This is a genomic window from Streptomyces sp. MMBL 11-1, from assembly GCF_028622875.1.
GTDB lineage: Bacteria > Actinomycetota > Actinomycetes > Streptomycetales > Streptomycetaceae > Streptomyces.
This window is the reverse complement of the sequence record NZ_CP117709.1, coordinates 5009313-5026457: the sequence shown is the minus strand read 5'-3', so window position 1 is coordinate 5026457 and position 17145 is coordinate 5009313. Positions and strand designations below refer to the sequence as shown.

Here is a 17145-nt window from a genome sequence, read left to right as displayed (position 1 = left end):
ACGCACGCCTGCCGTGCTGCCCCTGGGGGCTCCTGGTGTGTCGTCCCCCGGGGCGCGGCAGGCGCGCGGGACGGTCAGCCCAGCACCTTGCTCGCGCCCGCGCGGCCCCACAGCATGGCCGCGCCGAACGACAGGGCCGTCGTGGCCACCGTGATCCCGGCCACGAGCGCGGCGGCGGCCGGGCCGCCCAGGTCCGCCCGGACGAGGGCGTCGGTGAGGACGCCGAGCACGAGTACGTGCACGAGATAGGCCCCGAACGACGCGTCGGCCAGCCGGGTCAGGGCGGGGCGCATCCGCTCCGGGACGCGCAGGCCGTGCAGGGAGATCAGGACGCCGCAGCTGAACAGGGCCACCAGGACGTGTGCGTACGGGATCGCGTAGTGCACCTCGTGCTGGTACGCGATCACCCCGGCCAGCCCGGCCGCCGCGAGCAGCAGCCAGGGGAGCCGGCGTCGGCCGAACGTACCGGCCGGGGCGGCGAGCAACAGCGCCCCGAGCACCGCGTAGATCAGCTGGTAGGGACCGAACGCCCAGCCGAAGCGGGGCAGTTCACGGCCGGTGGCCTCGGCCAGGTCGCCGAAGAGCGACGGCGCGGACGCCAGGACCAGCAGCGCCGCGCCGAGACCCCACGGCCGCTTCCCCGACCTGACCAGCACCACCAGACCCAGGACCATGATCACGGGGAGGTAGGCGTAGAGGTACCAGAGGTGGTAGGCGGGGCGGACCGAGGCGAACACGGAGTCCAGCGCCAGGTCGCCCACCGGGTCGTCGTTGGTGCCGCGCAGCCTGCCCCAGGCGAGGTAGAGCGCCGTCCAGACGGCGAGGGGCACCACGATCCGCACGATGCGCCGCCGCAGCCGCGCACCGTCCTTCGGCGGGGCCCCGACCAGGACCACCCAGCCGGCGATGGCGAAGAAGAGGGGCACGGCGAAGCGGCCGACGGAGTCGGCGGTCAGCCCGGCCCAGTAGGTGCCGGGCCCCTGCGACGCCGTGCGGCCCACGGAGTTCACGAAGGCCGATCCGGCGTGGAGGCCGATCACGCCGACCGAGCAGAGCAGCCGGATCAGGTCGATGTCGTAGCGGTGCTCGCGGACGGGACGGGGCGTCTCCGGGACCGTCGGCGCCGGGGCGGGGGCTGGGGGTGTGGTCGGCATGGTCCTCAGAGGGTGGGCGGGGGCGGGGTCGGGCGTCACGCGCGGTCCCGGGGGCGGGTGACGTGGTCCTCTGCGGCGGGCCGGGGCGCGGGGAACACAGGGCCCGCGTCCCGGCTCCCCGAGCCCGCGCCCCGGCTCCCGGACGGGCCCGCAAGACCGGGGCCCGGATCGCCGGACGGATCCGGAAGGCTGGCGCCCTCATCGCCGAACAGGTCTGGCAGGCCGGTGAGTTCGCGCAGTCGGGCGAGGTTGTCCCGGGTCACCGACCACAGCGCCCGCTGCCGGTCGTGGACGTCGGCCACCGCCGCCGGGTGGTCGGCCAGCACCGCGCGGGCCCGTTCCGCGAGCCGGGCGCCGAGGGCACGCTCGTGGACGGAGACGCCCCAGTCGGGCCGGTCGATGTCGGCCAGGAAGTAGGCCAGCTTGGGGTGCGAGACCAGGCTGATGACGGGGGTGCCGCAGCCGAAGGGGATCATCCCGGCGTGCCCGCGCATCCCGATCACCAGCCGGGTGCGCCGGTAGAGGTCCCGAATGGCGTCGTTGGAGAGCAGGTACAGCGGCTCCACCGGGAGGGCGAGACCGTGCTCCCGGCGCAGGTCGTCGACGAAGCGTTCGTCGGCGGGCATGTGCGCGGCGTAACGGACCTCCGCCGACGCGGACACGGCCCGGATCGCCGCGGCCATCTCCGCGAGGAAGTGCCCGTAGTCGTGGCCGAAGCGGAGCCCGGCCCGGTCGTAGGCGCAGTTGACGAGCACGGTGTCCTCGCGCGCCGCCGGTTCGGCGAGGCGGGGGTCGAGGTGGCGGGCGACCGTGGTGGGGCAGGGCTGGTAGCGCACCTTCTCGCGGAGCGACGCGGGCAGCAGTTCCCTGACCCGGGCGACGGAGCCGTGGTTGCGCAGCCCGAAGAACGCGGACCGTTCGACGAGGGCCCGCAGGGAGGCCGCGAACCGCTCGCGGCGGTAGCGCTGGCCGTCGAAGACGTTGTAGCCGACGGCGAAGACCGCCAGCGGGGTGGTGATCCGGGCGAGGACGTCATCGGGGATGTTCCACTGCCAGCCGCTGTTGCCGTTGGGCGCGGTGTCGGGGAGGAAGAGCCCGCCGCCGCCGACGATCACCGCCCGCCGGGCGTTGAGGTGTTCGAGGGCGGCCTCGTCGACGAGCAGGTGGGCGTGGCGCTGGTGCCAGCGGTCCGGGCCGGTGTCGGCGGTGAAACAGCTGCGGACCGCCTCGGGCAGCACCTTGTCGCCCGCGTTCTCCTCGCCGTCGGCGAACAGGGCCACATGGGCGAGCTGTTCGCCGGGCAGCACGCTGACGGGCTTCCGATCGGCTGCGGTCATCTCGGACGTACGGGCGTACCAGGCACGGCAGTTGGCGTCGGTCGGGTCGGCCTCCAGCCCCGCGAGCGCATAGCCCCGGGCGTCCTCGGTGCGACCCAGCAGCCAGGCCAGCCGGGCCAGTTGGCCAAAGGCCCGGGGAGCGAAGTCGGGTGAGGCGGTCGCCAGCAGCAGGTGCGTCTCGGCCTCCTCGTACCGGGACAGCGCCATCAGGCAGACACCGAGCGTCTCGTGGCAGCGCGGCAGGTCGGGGCGGCCCGCGACGGCCTCACTCAGGAGGGCGACGGCCAGGTCGTGGTGGCCGCGCCCCCGGTGGATCTCGGCGAGCTGCCGGACCAGGTCGATCGGCGGCCGGGGCCGGCCGGGCAACGGGAGCGCGAGGTGCAGCAGCAGGTCGGGGTGTTTGGCGCCCGGGAGGGCGAGGTAGGCGGCCCGGAACGTCTCGTGGTCCAGTTCGAAGCGGTCCCTGGCGGCGTGGGCGGGGGCGAGGCCGGTACGGGCCTCGGGGGCGTCGGCGAAGTTCAGGACGACGACGTCCTCGGGGACCGGCAGGTCGTCGTGGAGCCGCCACGCCCGGAAGTCGTCACGGGAGTCCAGGGGTACGAGGAGGTCTGCCGGGATGTCCTTCGCGGCGGGCGGCACCGGACCGAGGTCCTGACGCTGGATCACCAGCAGCCCGTCGTCGGGGACACCGCCGCGCGGACCCGGGGCGCGATCGGGTCCGGGTCGTGGCGGCACGGCGGCCACGCCCGTACGGAGTCTCAGGAGGGGGTCGAGGCGGCCGAGGACCACCATGGCGGGGGTGAGGGCGACCACGGTGTCGTACCCGTCGAGGCGGAACACGTCGTCGCGTCCGCCGGCGGGGCGCGGGATCAGCCGGGGGCGCAGCCGGCGGGCGGCGTCGAAGGCGGTGTCCGGCAGACCGGGGTGCAGGACGACAAGGTCCTCGCAGAGCGCCGGGTTGGTCAGCGCGAGGCTGCGCAGGAGGGTGTGGAGCCCGGGCAGGTCGTCCGCACCGGCGACGTGCACGGCGAAGGCGATCCGGCGCTTTCCGGTGACGGCACGGCGGTCGTCGGCGGATGCGGAGGCGGTGGCGGTCGCCGTGGCGGGGGTGGGTGCCGTGGCGGTGGCGGAGACGGGCGTCGTCGCGGAGCCGGGCGTCGTCGCCTCGGAGCCGGGCCGCGTCGTCTCGGAGCCGGGCGTCGTCGTCGCGGGGTCGGGGTGTGTCATCGCAGGGTGATCCTCACCGCGGTGTCGTCCGTGTTCGCGGTCCTCGTCCGGACCCATTCCCGTTCGCGCGGGGGCAGGGCGGCCGGCCCTTCGAACCCGATGAGGTCCACCCGGGCGGGGGTGCCCAGGAAGTCGAGGAGCCGCAGCACGGTGTACGCGGTGCTCGCGGGCCCCGCGCCGGCGGGCTCCTCGCCGAGCAGCGCCGGATCGTGCAGCGGGCGGCGCAGCGAGGCGTCGCCGACGCGGTCCTGGGCGCCGGGGACGAGGCGGCTGCGCAGGGCGAGCCGCCAGTGCGGGAGCGGGTCGCCGAAGACCAGCCGGGCGCCCGCCCGCCGGTCCCAGCGGGGGCCCTTCCACGGGGCGTCGCCGCGCAGGGTGCAGACGTGCAGGTCGGTGCGGGCGGCGGGCGCGGTGTGGCGCGGCTCGTCGCAGCGCACGACGAGGTCGTAGCCCTCGATCAGGGCGGCCAGCGGGCTGCCGGGCCGCTGCTCCTGCTCGGCGGTGCGCGGCGTGTCGGCGACCAGGCACACCGTCCTGCCCGCGACGAGCCGGCGCAGACCCGGTACGCCGATGGGCGCGGCCCCGCCCAGCAGCGGGTCCGCCATCGGGTCGCGGTCCGAGAGCCGGCGGTGCTCGGCGTAGAGCGCGGCGAGCCGGCGTACCGCCGGGTCGGCGGCCCCGCGTTCGGCGGTACGGAGCCGGACGAGGTCGGTGAAGGCGGCGCGGGCCTCGGCGGCGGGCAGGTGGCGCGACAGGCGGACGGCGGCACCGGACGTCTCCGTGCCGGCCCTTGTATCGGCCCCCGCCGTCTCCGTTCCGGCCCTCGCCGTCTCCCGGAACAGTGCCAGCGCCTCGTCGATGCGGTCCCCCGCGGCGCGGAGGGCGGCGATCCGGCGTTCGACGTCGCGGGAGGCGGTGGTGTTCTGCTGGAGCGCGAGGTGGCGTTCGTACGCGGTGATCGCCTCCTCGCCCCGGCCGAGCGCGTCCAGGGCGTCGCCGCGCAGCCGCCAGGCGCCCTTGGAGCGGCTGCGCAGGGCGGTCGCCTCGTCGGCGAGGGCCAGCGCGAGGCGGGCCTCGGCCTCGCCCCCGCTGTCCAGGGCCTGTTGTCCGGTCCGCAGCAGCGCGTCGAACGCGTCGGCGCCCGGAGTGGAGCACGCGGTGGTCAGGGCGCCGATCGACGCGATGAGCCGGGTGCGGCGGGCGTCGGTGAGGGGGCCGGCGGCGGCGAGGGCGGCCAGGTGGTCGCCGCAGAGCCGCAGGGCGGCCAGGAGTGCCGGGTCCGGTCCGCCACCGGGGCGTCCCCGGCCCGGCGCCGTCGGCCGTCCCGCTATCGCACGTACTGACGTGAGCAGCCCGGTGAGGGTCTGGCCCATGCTCGTTCCGCCGTTCTGTGAGTCGGACGCCGGCCGGGGGCACGCCCCCGGCCCCGGGTCAGAGGCCCAGGGTGCTCCGGGTGCGCCGTACGGTGCGGCGCAGCCGGACCGCCGCTCCCCGGGGGCCGCCGCCGGGCAGGGTGAGGCTCTGCAGGCGGCGGCGTTTGAAGTAGTGCTGGGTCGTGGGGTCGAGCCGCTCCCGCAGCCAGGCCTCGGCGTCGGGGCGCAGCCCCGGGTTGAGCTTGGCCTGCATGCAGTAGCCGACGGTCCGCACCAGCGGGGCGAGGGTGTCCGGCGCGGTGCGCGGCAGCAGGGGGACGGTCCCGGCGCCGTCCGCGTCCAGGTCGGGCACGAGGTGGTCGGTGATCGTCAGCGGGACGCGGTTGCTGTTCTCGTACGGGGTGATGCGGTCGAGGACCAGGCGGGTGCCCACGCGGGCGACGGGGATGCCGTAGTAGGCGGCGGCGGTGAACATCGCGGTGGAGAAGCAGCCGACGACCAGGGTGGGCGCGCACCGCTCGTACAGCGTCTCGGCGAGCAGCGGACCGTCCAGGGTGGTGAGCCGTACGCCGGCCTCGGCGGCGGCCTCGTCCAGGGCGCGGGAGTAGCCGGCCGGGGCGGTGGGGTGCGGCTTGAAGAGGAGGGATGTGTGCCCGGCGCGTACGGCTCCTCGCAACATCCGCACGTGCAGGTCCTCTTCCTCCTCCGGGGTGAGGATGTTGAGGGCGGCGAGGTACTGGCCGAGCAGCATCGCGGTGGGGGCGGCGGCCTCGGCGGCGGCGAGCTTCTTGTCCCCGTCGGCCGCGGCGGCGATCTCGGAGAGGACGGCGCGGAAGGCGTCGTCGGGGACGAGTTCGGGTTCGACGCCGGCCTCGGCGAGGAGGAGCGGGCGCAGCCCGGTGACCAGGTCGAGGTGGAGGACGCGCCGGATACGGCAGGCGATGGACTGGGGCAGCCGGTTGCGGGTGGGGCCGTAGCTCATCAGGCCGTCGGCGTAGACGTGCACGGCGCTCTCGGAGAAGATCGCGGCCAGCGCGCGGGCCGGGTTGACCTGGATGGACTCCACGGCCAGGTCGACGGGGGCGTCGGGGGCGATGTCCCAGGCCAGGCGGAAGGCCCGCTGCCACAGGACGGTCTCCTCGGAGCGGGGGCCCCAGCCGCTGGGGTGGTGCGGGCTGATCGCCTCGTTCCAGTCGACGACGGCGTCGAAGCGGGCGGCGATGGACCCGTAACCGCGCATCTCCTCCAGGCGCAGGGCCGTTTCGGGGACGGCCGCGTTGTTGGAGACCAGCAGGACGCGGTGGCTGTCTAGGGCCCGGCCGAACTGTCCGGCGTCGAGTGCGGCGGCCAGGGTGGCCGCCCCGTACAGCGTGGACACCTGGAAGATCTGGGTACGCACCGGCCGGTGCGCGGGCGCGGGTGCGGGCTGCGGTGCGGGCTGCGGTACAGGCATGGGTCAGGCGGCCTTCTGCTTGGTGCGCAGACGGCTGAGCAGCGTGCCGCGCTTGTCGTCGATCATCGTCAGGGTGCGGTCGAGCACGTCCTGCGGCATCCGGTGCAGCGCGGCGGCCGACTCGGAGCGCAGCCGCCGGGCGGTGGCGGGCTCGTAGTCGCCGGCCTTCTCGTTGTGGAAGGCGATCATCGCGCAGTAGGTGCGGACGGCCTTGGGCAGCAGGGTCTTCGCGTCCCGGTCCGTGCGCAGCTGGTCGAGCAGCGTGTCGTAGGCGGGGAAGAAGTCGAGCTGGCGGGCGTCCTTGATCTGGGTCAGGGAGGTGGTGACCCCGCGCCGGTAGAAGATGCCGTACAGCCCGAGCGCCGCGTAGGTGCGGGCGCGCAGATGGAGCTGCCAGATCCACAGCCGGTCCTCGGCGGTGCGCAGTTCGGTGGCGAAGCGCTGGGCGCCGTCCGCGAAGAGCCGCCGGTGGTAGATCCCGGCCCAGACGAACGGGTAGTCGACCATGGTCTCCCGCTCGGGTACCCCTATCCCCTCGCGGGGGTCGAGCAGGGTGTCCCGGAGGGGGGCGGGGGCGCGCCGCACGACGCGGGTGGTGCCGGTGGACTGGACGTGGTCGGTGCGGGCGAAGTCGCAGTCGAGATCCTGGGCGGCGCGCACGAGCCGGTCCAGATGGCCGGGGGCGTACCAGTCGTCGCCGTCGAGGAAGGTGAGGTAGTCGCCCTCGGCGGCGTCGATGCCGCTGTTGCGGGCGGCCGCGATGCCGACGTTCGTACCGTGCCTGATCACCCGTGCGCGCGGCAGGCGGTCGGCCCAGTGGTCGACGATGTCCTGCGTTCCGTCGGTGGACGCGTCATCGACCAGCAGGAACTCGATGTCCGGGTCCGCGTTGCGGGCCAGGCTGCCCAGCGTGGTCGGAGCGTAGGGCGCGACATTGTGGAGCGGTACGACAACGGACAGTTTCGGCACGCGTGCCCTCGCCTTCGATCATGGTCCCGACAACCTAGTGAGACGGCGGAAGGATCGGGTGACGCCCGCCACGACAGCGGGTGAACTCTGCGCGTCCGTGGGATGACCGGGCGCGCGCCGGAGAACGCCTTACGAGGAGGGTTTGACCTCAACTTTGCTTGAGGTTCTACGTTCCGATGCATGGACTACCGGGTTCAATCGCAGCGCATCGGGCTTCGGCCCGGCGGTGAGGCGGTTCCGAGAAGCGCTCTGCCCTGCAGGTCGCAGCGGACGGTTTCGCTGCTCGATGTGCTGGTTCACGAGGCTCAGAGGCGCCCCGCCCGCTGACCCGGCGAAGCAGGAGCCGGACCAGAGCTTGTCGGCTCGGTAGTAGTGCTGGACGAGACCGGAGAACTCCTGGCAGAGCCTGCGGGGTCGAGTGGCGGTCGACGGCTACCTGATACGAAGATGCCCGCTCCTTCGTTTTCCATCCGAACGAATGTTCCCTGTTGCTCTCGTAGGGGTGAACGACTGCTATGCCAGGGGCAGTTGTCGTGTGCTCTGAGTACGTTGGTCGGTGTGAAGGCGGATGCGGGGCGCAAGTACCGTGCGTACCCCACCGGGGAGCAGGAGTCGGTCCTGACCGGGTGGGGGCACACCGGGCGTGCTCTGTGGAACGTCACCCTGGAACAGCGGGTGTACCTGTGGGAGCAGCGGGGGTACACGCTGCGCTCCGTCGAGCAGTGCAAGCACCTCACCGCCGCCCGCGCCGAGCTGGACTGGGTGGGGGACCTGCCCGCACAGGCCGGGCAGCAGATCCTTCGCCGTCTCGACGCCGCGTACGACAACTTCTGGAACCCGGACCACCCGGCGAGGTTCCCGGCATGGAAGAAGCGCGGCCACCGCCTGTCCATCCCGTTCCCAGGACAGGCGGTCGAAGTCCGCAAGCTCAACCGCAAATGGGCCGAGGTGCGTATTCCGAAGCTGGGACGGCTCCGGTTCCGGTTGTCCCGTGCCATCGGGGGGACGATCCGCAACGCCACCATCTCGCGGGACGGCAACGGCTGGCACATCTCCTTCGGCGTCCACACCGGGACCAAGCCCGCCACCCCGAACGGCAAACCCGGCTGCGGCGTGGACTTCGGCGTCTCCGCATCCGCGTACGTCTCCACCGAGTCCGCACCGCGCCTCATGCCACCGTCGCTGACGGACAGCGAGAAGAAGCGGCTCAAGCACCTGGAACAGAGGAAGGCCCGCCAGCTCACGTACGCCAAGAAGCACAACGGAGGGAAGTACAGTCGCCGCCTGCGCAAGACGATCGAGGGCATCGGCAAGCTCAGGACCAGGCAGGCCAACCGCCGCCAGGACTTCACGCACAAACTCACCACCGACCTCGCCAAAAACCACGGCATGGTCGGTATCGAGGACCTGCGCGTGAAGAACATGACGGCTTCCGCCAAGGGCACCGCCGAGAAGCCGGGCAAGAACGTCAGGGCCAAGGCCGGACTCAACCGGTCGATCCTGGACAACACCCCCGGCGAACGACGGCGCCAGCTCGCCTACAAGGCCCGCCAGTACGGCTCGGAACTGCGGGTCGTACCACCGTTCCACACCTCCCGGACCTGCGCCGCCTGCGGCCGGGTCGACCCCCAATCCCGCAAGGGATGCGGCCGGCTGTTCGCCTGTGTCCACTGCGGACACGAGGACGACGCCGACCACAACGCCTCGGTAGAGATCGAGGCCCGTGCCCGCCGGACCGGTGGCACGGTCACCAACAGCACGCGCAGCACCCCTCGGGTGCGAGTCCCGGCCACCAGACGGAGGCGGATGCGTGAAACCCCCAAGCCCGCTCACGCGAGCTGAAGGGAATCGCCCCCACTTATGAGGGCGAGGATGGTCAATCACACGACGACGCGGGGGACTCGCCCGCCGGGCGCTGCGCGGGAAGGCGTACGCCCGGGTCGCGCGGGCGAGCTCGGAGATCCACGAGGGCATCCCCGAGGCGGAGTTCGTCGCCGCGCCCAAGGTGCTCCAGCGGATGATCCACAACGTCGGGGGAAAAGCCTGGCACCACTGAGGACCCGGCAGCGCCGAGGGGTGCGACCGGCTCTTCCCGTGGCTCCTCCCCCGGCTCTTCCCCCTGTGTGCGGCTACACGCTGCTCAGCGAGAGCTTGGCCGCGAACCCGAGAAACAGAACGCCGGCCGCCGAAGTGGCCCCCGCCGACAGTCGCTTACGGCGACGGAAGGCGGCGGCCAGGCGGGTGCCGCCGAAGATCAGCACCGAGAGGTACGCGAAGCTGGCGAGCTGGAGCAGCGTGCCCAGCACCAGGAACGAGAGCGCCGGGTAGGCATAGCCCGGGTCGACGAACTGGACGAAGAAGGAGATCAGGAACAGGATCGCCTTCGGATTGATCAGGCTGACCACCAGCGCCCGGCGGTAGGGCCTCTCCGCGGGAGCCTTCGCCCCGGGGGCCCCAGCCGTCTGCGCCGTGTCGACCGTCTCCACCAGCTCGGCGGTGCGCTGATGCCGCTCGCGCCACAGGGACACGGCCGCCCGCAGCATCCCGATGGCCATCCAGGTCAGATAGGCCGCGCCCGCGTACTTGACGATCGCGAAGAGCAGGGGCGTGGTCTGGAGCAGGGACGCGGCGCCGAGCGCGGAGAGCGTCATCAGGATGGCGTCCCCGGTCCAGACACCCGCGGCGGCCGAATAGCCGGTGCGCACGCCGCGCCGGGCGGCGACGGAGAGCACGTACAGCGAGTTCGGCCCCGGCAGAAGAACGATCAGCGCCAGACCGGCGAGATAGGTCGGAAGATCGGTGACACCCAGCATGAACGGAGTCTCGCACGCCCGTACGGGGCGCCGTCCAGGGGGTTTCACCAGGCGATGCCGGCCGTCCGGCGGCGCCCGGGAGAGGCAGGGGCGCGGCGGGCCGGACCGGCCATGATCCACCGGGCCACCCCTCGGGGGTCTGGACGCGCGACCGGCGTCCGGCGGAGGATTCGGTGACCGGGCCGGACGGGAATTCCGTACAGGAGGCACCGGGCCGGCGGGTGAGCCAGGGGGACCGAACATGGCGGACACGAACAGCGGGTGGGACGGCCGGGGAGCATGGGGCCCGGGCGAAGCACGGACGACGGCAGCGATACCGGGGCCGGAACTGGGGCCGGGACCGCAACTGGGACCGGAACGGGGACACGGAGCGGACATGACCGCCGAGCGGTGTGGGGGCGGGCGGCCCCAGGGGCGTCGCGTCACCGCCGTCTCCCTCGTCGCGCTGGCCGCCCTCGCGACGGGGTGCGAGCCCGGGACCGCCGCAGGGGCGCAGGACGCGCCGCCGCCGGTGCGGGCCACCCAGGCGGCCGCACCGACCCCGAGCCCCTTCCTCACGGCCCCCGCACCCACGACCGAGGACGCGAAGCCGAGCACCGCGCCACCGCCGAGCCCGTCAACGTCCACCCCGGCCCCGGCCCCGACGACGGCCCGGCCGGCTCCGGAGCCGAGCACCGCACCGCCCCCGCGCGTCCTGATGCGTACGGGGTCCGAGAGCGACCGGGTGCGGGAACTCCAGGCCCGGCTGCGCCAGATCGGCCACTTCGGGCGCAATCCCACCGGCTACTACGGCTCCGTCACCGCCGACGCCGTACGGTCTTTTCAGGCCAAGCGGCGGCTGCCGGTCACCGGAAGCACCGACGCGGTCACCTGGCAGCGGCTGCTGGCCATGACCCGGGTGCCGACGGCCACCGAGCTGGCCCCGCCGACCGAGCGGCCGGTGGCCACGCCGGACAAGCGGTGCCTGACGGGCCGGGTCCTGTGCATCAGCAAGAAGAGCCGCACCCTGGCGTGGATGAACGACGGCAAGGTCGTCTCCGCGATGGACGTGCGCTTCGGCTCGGAGTACACGCCTACCCGCGAGGGCGTGTTCGAGGTGTTCTGGAAGTCCCGGGACCATGTGTCGACGCTCTACGACACCCCGATGCCGTACGCCCTGTTCTTCAGCGGCGGCCAGGCGGTGCACTACTCCGCCGACTTCGCGGCCAACGGTTACGGCGGCGCCTCGCACGGCTGCGTCAACGTACGGGACAAGAAGAAGGTCTCGGCGCTGTTCGACCAGGTGAAGAACGGCGACAAGGTCGTCGTCTACTGGTGATCCGGTGCCGGTGATCCGATACCGGTGATCCGGCGTACGGCCGGTACGAGGGAGGAGAGGGCGCGGGCGGGACCGGGGGAACGTGTCCCGCCCGCGCCGATGCGCTGAGCCGAAGGTACGGGGGGAACCCCGGCTCGTTGCGCGGCCGATGACCAGTCGGCTCACTCTGTACTGCGCCCAACCTCCGGAAAGCGTCACACCTGGCCGCCGGGCCCTGTCCTCGAACGTTCTGTCCGCCCCCGAGGGGCAGCCCTGCGAAGCAGGGTGACGACAGGGCCGAGGGCCGCTCGCACGGGACAACGGACCCGCAGGTCAGCGGGTGATTACGGAGGCCATGCCGGTGCTCTCCGGGCGCGGCGGGGCCTCGGTGTCCGTCCCGGCCCCCGTCTCCGGGGCCATGGCGGAGCGCGGTACGGGCTGGAAGGAGACGGGCGGCAGCGAGCCGCCGCCCGGCCCGCTCTGACCGCCGTCACCGCCGTCATCGTCGTCGTCCCCGCCACCGGAACCACCGGAGCCCCCGGAGCCGCCGGAGCCTCCGCTCCCACCGTTCCCGCCGCTTCCGCCGTTCCCACCGCTTCCGCCGCTTCCGCCGCTTCCGCCGAGGAGGCGGTCGCAGAAGCGCTCCAGGTTCTTCTCGCCCTTGGCGTACTGGATCAGCTGCCGTCGGGTCCGGTCGTCCAGGGTGCCGTCGCGGAAGGCCTTGCAGGCCTTGACGGACTGCTCGTACCAGCTCCCGGAGCCCTTGTCGTCGCCGGAGCCGCCAGGCTGTTCGCCCTGGCCGTCACCGCCCCCGGCCGCCTCCTCGCGGCCGCCGCCGCCCGGCTGGTCCGGGCTGCCCGGACGGGTCTCACCGGGCTCCGTGCCGGCGGGGTCCGTTCGCGCGCCGTCGGGCTTCTCGGACGCGTCGGATTCCCGGGCGGCGGGCGAGGAGGGCTCCTCCGACTCGTCGGGCGAGGACGGGTCCGCCGGGGACGACGGGTCATCGGTGTGTCCGTCGGAGACCAGCGGCCCGGGGGTCACGGCGGCCGATACGGAGCTGGCGGGCGTGGGCGAGCCCTGCCCACCGAAGGCTCCGGCGAACACGCCGGTACCGGCGGCCACCGCCACCCCGCCGAGCGCGCAGCCCGCGAGCGAGGCGACCAGCCCGAAGCGGACCGGCCGGTTCCAGCGCGGGCGGCGGGCCGGGGTGTCGGGAGGGGAACCGATGTGGACGGCGTGCAGCGGGGCGGAACGGCCGGCGGCGGCGAACCGGTCCACGCCGTTGCCGTGACCGGCCTGCCGGAACGCGGCGAGGGCCGCGTCCTCGCCGGGAAGTTCACCTGCCGGCGGCCTCAGCTCCTCACGCGCCGCGCCGAGCGCTTCGGCGAGCCGGAGGGCATCGGTGCGGGCCTCGTCGCCGACGGGGACGACCGGTTCGCCGCGGAGCAATGTCTCCGCCGCGTCCTTGTCAAGCCACTCGTAGTGCTCGTCGGCCATCACATGTCCTTCTGCGTCCACGGTCGCGAATGCGTCACACCGGGAGTGACCCCGGCGGGCGCCGCCGGACCGCCCCGCCCGGGGCGTTGCGCGGGCACGGCGCCGAGTCCCGCGCCATCGCCCGCCGCCGGACCCGCGCCGTCGTCGGCGTCCCGCGCCGGGTCCGGGGCGCCGTCCGTGGAGGCGCCGTCCGCGGCGGACCCGCCGTCGGCCCGGTTCGTCCCGGACTGCTCCGCGCCGAGCAGCTCGGCCAGTCGCTTGAGGCCGCGGTGGGCAGCGGTGCGTACGGCCCCGGGCCGCTTGCCCAGGGTCCGCGCCGCACTCTTCGCGTCGAGCCCGACGACCACCCGGAGCACGACGGCCTCGGCCTGGTCCTGCGGCAGCTGGGCGATGAGGGACATGGTGCGGTCGGTGTCCAGCGCCTCGATGGCGTCGCCCGCGGTGTCGGAGTCGGCGGCGCGCGCGGCCAGCTCGGTCTCGTCACCGCCGATCGCGGGGCGGCGGCTGCGCATCCGCAGGTGGTCCAGCGAGCGGTTGCGCGCGATCCGGGCGGCCCAGCCCCGGAACCGGTCGGCGTCACCACTGAAGCGGTCGAGGTCGCGCGCTATCTGCAGCCACGCCTCGGACGCCACGTCCTCGGCGTCCGGCTCCCCGACCAGTGTCCGTATGTAGCCCAACAACCGTGGCTGCACCGCGCGGTACACAGCACGGAAGGCGTCCTCGTCCCCGTCCTGTGCCGCGAGCACCGCGGCAGTCAGCTCCGCGTCGTCCCCCAGCACTCCCTCAACCCGCCCTGCCGTTCTCCATCGCAGCTGGTCAACTGCTGCGCAACCCTGCGCGAAGCAGCACGCTACGTGCTCGGCGGGGGCCACGTCCATGACTTGTACAACCCGCAACAATTCGTCGGCCGGCCGACGGTGTGACAGAAAACGCAGTCATGGCGCTGAGATGAGTACGGGGTCGTGCTGCGACCCCGTGGAAGACGGCCGGGGCCTCTCCTGTGGGGGGTGGCGGCCCCGGTCGTCGCTCCAACACGTGCTCGCTCGACCAGGCGCTTTACGGACCGCCTACCTCCTCCGTGACCAACGGCGTGACCAACGCGCCGGCGAATCCTTTCGGGTGAGCGCGTTCTCGTACGCCAGGCACCCCAGTGACCAGCACGGTCCAGCGCTCACCCGACCCAGCAGCGTTCAGTCGTCGCGTGAGCTCAGAACAAGCTCCTGGCACCTCCCTTCGGCGCCGCGGGGAATCCACGCGAAGATCGCGCCCGAAGGGGCGACCCAGGTGCCCCCGTCGCCGAGACGACCGCGAACGGCCACCGGACAGCAGCCATTAAAGTGCCCAGCGTGAACACCGCGCCTCAGCAGACGGCCGTCTTCCGCCTGATCGTGACGGGCGGGGGCACCGGCGGTCACACGTACCCCGCTCTCACCGCGATCCGCACCTTGCAGGCACGCCTGGCGGCTTCCGGTCGCACCCTCGACGTCCTGTGGATCGGAACGGCCGAGGGCTTGGAGGCCCGGGTCGCGGGCGCAGAGGGCATCCCGTTCACCACCGTTGCCACGGGCAAGATCCGGCGTCACGCCAACCCGCTGAAGATGGTGTCGCCGGCCAACGTCCGGGACATGGCGCGCGTGCCGCTCGGGGTCGCCCAGGCACGCAGCGCTGTCTCCGCCTTCCGGCCGCACGTCGTGCTCGCCACGGGCGGTTACGTAGCCGTGCCGGCCGGGCTCGCCGCCAGGATGTGCCGCGTCCCGCTGGTCCTCCACGAGCAGACCGTCCGCCTCGGCCTCGCCAACCGTAAGCTCGCCGGTTCCGCCGCGCGGATCGCCGTGTCCTCGGAGTCGACCGTGCCGCTCCTGCCGGAGAGCGTCCGGTCAGCGGCGGTGGTCACCGGCAACCCCGTACGCCCGGAGGTGCTGTCCGGACACCCGGACAAGGCCGTGACCGCGCTGGGACTGCACGCGTTCGACCGGCGGCTTCCGACGGTGTACGTCACCGGAGGCGCACAGGGCTCGCAGCAGATCAACGACGTGGTCGGCGGCGAACTGCCGTGGCTGCTGGAGCGCGCCAACGTGGTGCACCAGTGCGGTCCGGCCCACCAGGAGGCGCTGTCCGCGCGCGCCGCAGGGCTTCCGGCCTCCCTGGCCGCCCGGTACCACCTCACAGCCTTCGTCGGCCCGGAGCTGCCGGACGTCCTGGCCCTGGCAGATCTCGTAATCTCCCGTAGCGGCGCGGGCACCCTGGCCGAGCTGACCGCCCTGGGCAAGCCCGCCGTGTTCATCCCGCTCGCGACCGCGGCCGGGAACGAACAGGCCCACAACGCCCGGCACCTGGAGGACTCCGGGGCAGCGGTCGCCCTGCTCGGCGAGGTCACCGGCGGCCACCTGCGCGAGGCGGTCGGCCCGCTCCTCGACGATCCGGAGCGCCGGGCGACGATGGCCGCTGCGGCCAGGGCGCACGGCCGCCCGGACGCTGCGGAAAGGCTCGTGGACGTGATCCTGTCCGCGGCGTCCCCGTAGCAGCAAGGACGTCGCTTGTCAGCCGTGGCCTCTATGCGCTTCGGCCACGAGGAGTTGGCGGGGTGCACGCGGCGCTGGTCTCGGGCGCCTCGCCGCGCCGGCGCATGCCGGCAGACGCGCGGCGACACCTACACAGGCGGATCCGGCGGCAGTCGGCGTCCGTCGGCTCGTGTGAGGGCCGCGACCTCCGCCTCGGCCTGGGTGATCCGCACGGTGACCCGGCGGTGGCCGACGCCCGTCCACACGAGGAGCACGGACAACAAGGCCACGTAGTACAGCGTCATGGCGCCCCAGTCGCCCGTCACGACGGCCCGGATCAGCACAGCGGCGAGCAGGCCGGCGATGGCCGTGGTGGCGAAGACTCCCACCGCCCGTGACCTGCGCAGCAGCCGCAGCAGGGCCTCACCCGCCTGCAGTCGGTTCAGCTCGCCGGCCTGCCGGCGAGCGGTGAGTTCCGCCTCTGCCCGCTGGTTCCTGCGGGCGAGCAGCACGGTGCACAGACCGACAGCTACGCCGGACACCCTGATGACCAGGTCGAGCAACGAGACCTCCCCATGGCACGCCGACCGTCTCCGAGGCGGTCGCACGACGAATACCCGGACCTGATGCCGTCGCACGACGGAAGCCCGGACCTGGCGGCGCGCCTACCCACATCGCCCGGCCTCGAACCCGCCCGCGTCGGCGGGCCCCGCACGCACCTGCGGCACCCGGGCGCACCCGGCGCGCGCGGTGCGTTCCCCGTTCGATCGAACGGGGAACGGGGAACGGGAGCTCGGCGTCGAGCTCCCTGCGGGCTTCCGTCCCCACCGGTGTCCCTCGGCGGCGCGTCAGCCTCGGATCAGGTTCCTGAGTGCCGTGTTCAGTTCGAGGACGTTCACCCGGGGCTCGCCCATGAAGCCGAGCAGGCGGCCGGTGGTGTGGTCGGCGACGAGGTCCTCGACCTGCTTGACGTCGAGGCCGTTCCTCTCGGCGACCCGGTGGACCTGGAGTTCGGCGTACGCGGGTGAGATGTCCGGGTCCAGGCCGGAGGCCGACGAGGTGACGGCGTCGGGCGGCACGTCCGCGGGCCGCACCCGGTACGTGGGGGTGGAGTTGTCCTCGACCACGGCCGCCTTGGCTTCGGTCACCCACCGGATCAGCTCCTCGTTGTCGCCGGAGCGGTTGGTGGCGCCGGAGAGAAGCAGGGAGTACCGCGTGTTGACGCTGTTGCTGCCAAGGCCGTTGGAGGGGCGCGGCTGGAACCACTTCAGGTCCGGGGCGGGTGACTCCTCGCCGTCCTTCAGCGGGAGGTCGTACCGCTGGCCGATGAGGGAGGAGCCGACGACCTGCCCGTTCCTGTCCTTGATCTCGGAACCGTTGGCCTCGTCGTTGAACAGGGCCTGGGCGACCCCGGTGACGGCCAGCGGGTAGAGGACCCCGCACACCAGGGTGAGGACGAGCAGGGCTCGCAGTCCGGCCCCGAGCACGCGCGCGGTACTGCTCACGGAGTTGTTGGTCATGGCG

13 protein-coding genes and 1 pseudogene are annotated in these 17145 nt (G+C 73.3%); 4 read left to right on the top strand and 10 right to left on the bottom strand.

What is annotated here, in order from left to right; genetic code table 11:
* Positions 1-74 precede the first annotated feature (74 nt).
* The 5 genes from PSQ21_RS22295 to PSQ21_RS22275 are packed head-to-tail and all read right to left on the bottom strand — an operon-like array spanning position 75 to position 7513.
* Entirely contained in the window at positions 75-1154 is a 1080-nt protein-coding gene (locus tag PSQ21_RS22295; protein ID WP_274032394.1) for an acyltransferase, read from the bottom strand.
* A 35-nt stretch (positions 1155-1189) separates the two neighbouring features.
* Positions 1190-3718: a polysaccharide pyruvyl transferase family protein gene (locus PSQ21_RS22290; RefSeq protein WP_274032393.1), complete on the bottom strand. Its 2529-nt coding sequence runs from the start codon at positions 3716-3718 to the stop codon at positions 1190-1192.
* Complete coding sequence (locus PSQ21_RS22285) at positions 3715-5091, bottom strand: hypothetical protein (protein WP_274032391.1); 1377 nt, start codon at positions 5089-5091, stop codon at positions 3715-3717. The genes PSQ21_RS22290 and PSQ21_RS22285 overlap by 4 nt, the downstream gene beginning before the upstream one ends.
* Before the next feature lie 58 nt (positions 5092-5149).
* Positions 5150-6544, bottom strand: a complete 1395-nt coding sequence (locus PSQ21_RS22280) for a polysialyltransferase family glycosyltransferase (protein ID WP_274032389.1) — start codon at positions 6542-6544, stop codon at positions 5150-5152.
* A 3-nt stretch (positions 6545-6547) separates the two neighbouring features.
* Positions 6548-7513, bottom strand: a complete 966-nt coding sequence (locus tag PSQ21_RS22275; RefSeq protein ID WP_274032387.1) for a glycosyltransferase family 2 protein — start codon at positions 7511-7513, stop codon at positions 6548-6550.
* Positions 7514-8071: 558 nt separating this feature from the next.
* Here PSQ21_RS22275 and PSQ21_RS22270 point away from each other — a divergent pair.
* Together PSQ21_RS22270 and PSQ21_RS22265 are read left to right on the top strand one after the other, a co-directional pair.
* Positions 8072-9355, top strand: coding sequence for an RNA-guided endonuclease InsQ/TnpB family protein (locus tag PSQ21_RS22270; protein WP_274032386.1), 1284 nt, complete (start codon positions 8072-8074; stop codon positions 9353-9355).
* A gap of 67 nt (positions 9356-9422) precedes the next feature.
* Positions 9423-9569 (top strand): annotated as a pseudogene (locus PSQ21_RS22265) (MarR family transcriptional regulator); the annotation flags it as partial.
* 73 nt (positions 9570-9642) lie between these two features.
* Here the strand turns inward: PSQ21_RS22265 and leuE are convergent.
* Positions 9643-10326 (bottom strand): leucine efflux protein LeuE, encoded by a 684-nt coding sequence (leuE, locus tag PSQ21_RS22260; protein WP_274032385.1) that lies wholly within the window; start codon positions 10324-10326, stop codon positions 9643-9645.
* Positions 10327-10702: 376 nt separating this feature from the next.
* Here leuE and PSQ21_RS22255 point away from each other — a divergent pair, with 376 nt between their 5' ends.
* Complete coding sequence (locus tag PSQ21_RS22255; protein ID WP_274032383.1) at positions 10703-11644, top strand: L,D-transpeptidase family protein; 942 nt, start codon at positions 10703-10705, stop codon at positions 11642-11644.
* Between the two features lie 312 nt (positions 11645-11956).
* Here the strand turns inward: PSQ21_RS22255 and PSQ21_RS22250 are convergent, their stop codons facing one another.
* A complete protein-coding gene (locus tag PSQ21_RS22250; protein ID WP_274032382.1) occupies positions 11957-13120 on the bottom strand; it encodes a hypothetical protein in 1164 nt (387 codons plus the stop codon).
* On the bottom strand, positions 13120-13899 hold the full coding sequence (locus PSQ21_RS22245; RefSeq protein ID WP_274032380.1) for an RNA polymerase sigma factor: 780 nt from the start codon (positions 13897-13899) through the stop codon (positions 13120-13122). Before PSQ21_RS22245 ends, PSQ21_RS22250 begins: the two co-directional genes overlap by 1 nt.
* Before the next feature lie 567 nt (positions 13900-14466).
* Here PSQ21_RS22245 and PSQ21_RS22240 point away from each other — a divergent pair.
* A complete protein-coding gene (locus PSQ21_RS22240; RefSeq protein ID WP_274032379.1) occupies positions 14467-15642 on the top strand; it encodes a UDP-N-acetylglucosamine--N-acetylmuramyl-(pentapeptide) pyrophosphoryl-undecaprenol N-acetylglucosamine transferase in 1176 nt (391 codons plus the stop codon).
* 128 nt (positions 15643-15770) lie between these two features.
* Here PSQ21_RS22240 and PSQ21_RS22235 read toward each other — a convergent pair whose 3' ends face one another.
* Both PSQ21_RS22235 and PSQ21_RS22230 read right to left on the bottom strand, forming a co-directional pair.
* The gene (locus PSQ21_RS22235; RefSeq protein ID WP_274032377.1) at positions 15771-16184 is read right to left on the bottom strand and encodes a hypothetical protein; all 414 of its coding nucleotides are present in this window, start codon (positions 16182-16184) and stop codon (positions 15771-15773) included.
* 285 nt (positions 16185-16469) lie between these two features.
* On the bottom strand, positions 16470-17141 hold the full coding sequence (locus tag PSQ21_RS22230; protein WP_274032375.1) for a potassium-transporting ATPase subunit C: 672 nt from the start codon (positions 17139-17141) through the stop codon (positions 16470-16472).
* Positions 17142-17145 lie beyond the last annotated feature (4 nt).

Excerpts from the sequence above, each read along its gene's own strand:
- PSQ21_RS22295 (WP_274032394.1), bottom strand. The coding sequence starts at position 1,154 with ATGCCGACCACACCCCCAGCCCCCGCCCCGGCGCCGACGGTCCCGGAG.
- PSQ21_RS22290 (WP_274032393.1), bottom strand. The coding sequence starts at position 3,718 with ATGACACACCCCGACCCCGCGACGACGACGCCCGGCTCCGAGACGACG.
- PSQ21_RS22285 (WP_274032391.1), bottom strand. The coding sequence starts at position 5,091 with ATGGGCCAGACCCTCACCGGGCTGCTCACGTCAGTACGTGCGATAGCG.
- PSQ21_RS22280 (WP_274032389.1), bottom strand. The coding sequence starts at position 6,544 with ATGCCTGTACCGCAGCCCGCACCGCAGCCCGCACCCGCGCCCGCGCAC.
- leuE (WP_274032385.1), bottom strand. The coding sequence starts at position 10,326 with ATGCTGGGTGTCACCGATCTTCCGACCTATCTCGCCGGTCTGGCGCTG.
- PSQ21_RS22255 (WP_274032383.1), top strand. The coding sequence starts at position 10,703 with ATGACCGCCGAGCGGTGTGGGGGCGGGCGGCCCCAGGGGCGTCGCGTC.
- PSQ21_RS22250 (WP_274032382.1), bottom strand. The coding sequence starts at position 13,120 with ATGGCCGACGAGCACTACGAGTGGCTTGACAAGGACGCGGCGGAGACA.
- PSQ21_RS22230 (WP_274032375.1), bottom strand. The coding sequence starts at position 17,141 with ATGACCAACAACTCCGTGAGCAGTACCGCGCGCGTGCTCGGGGCCGGA.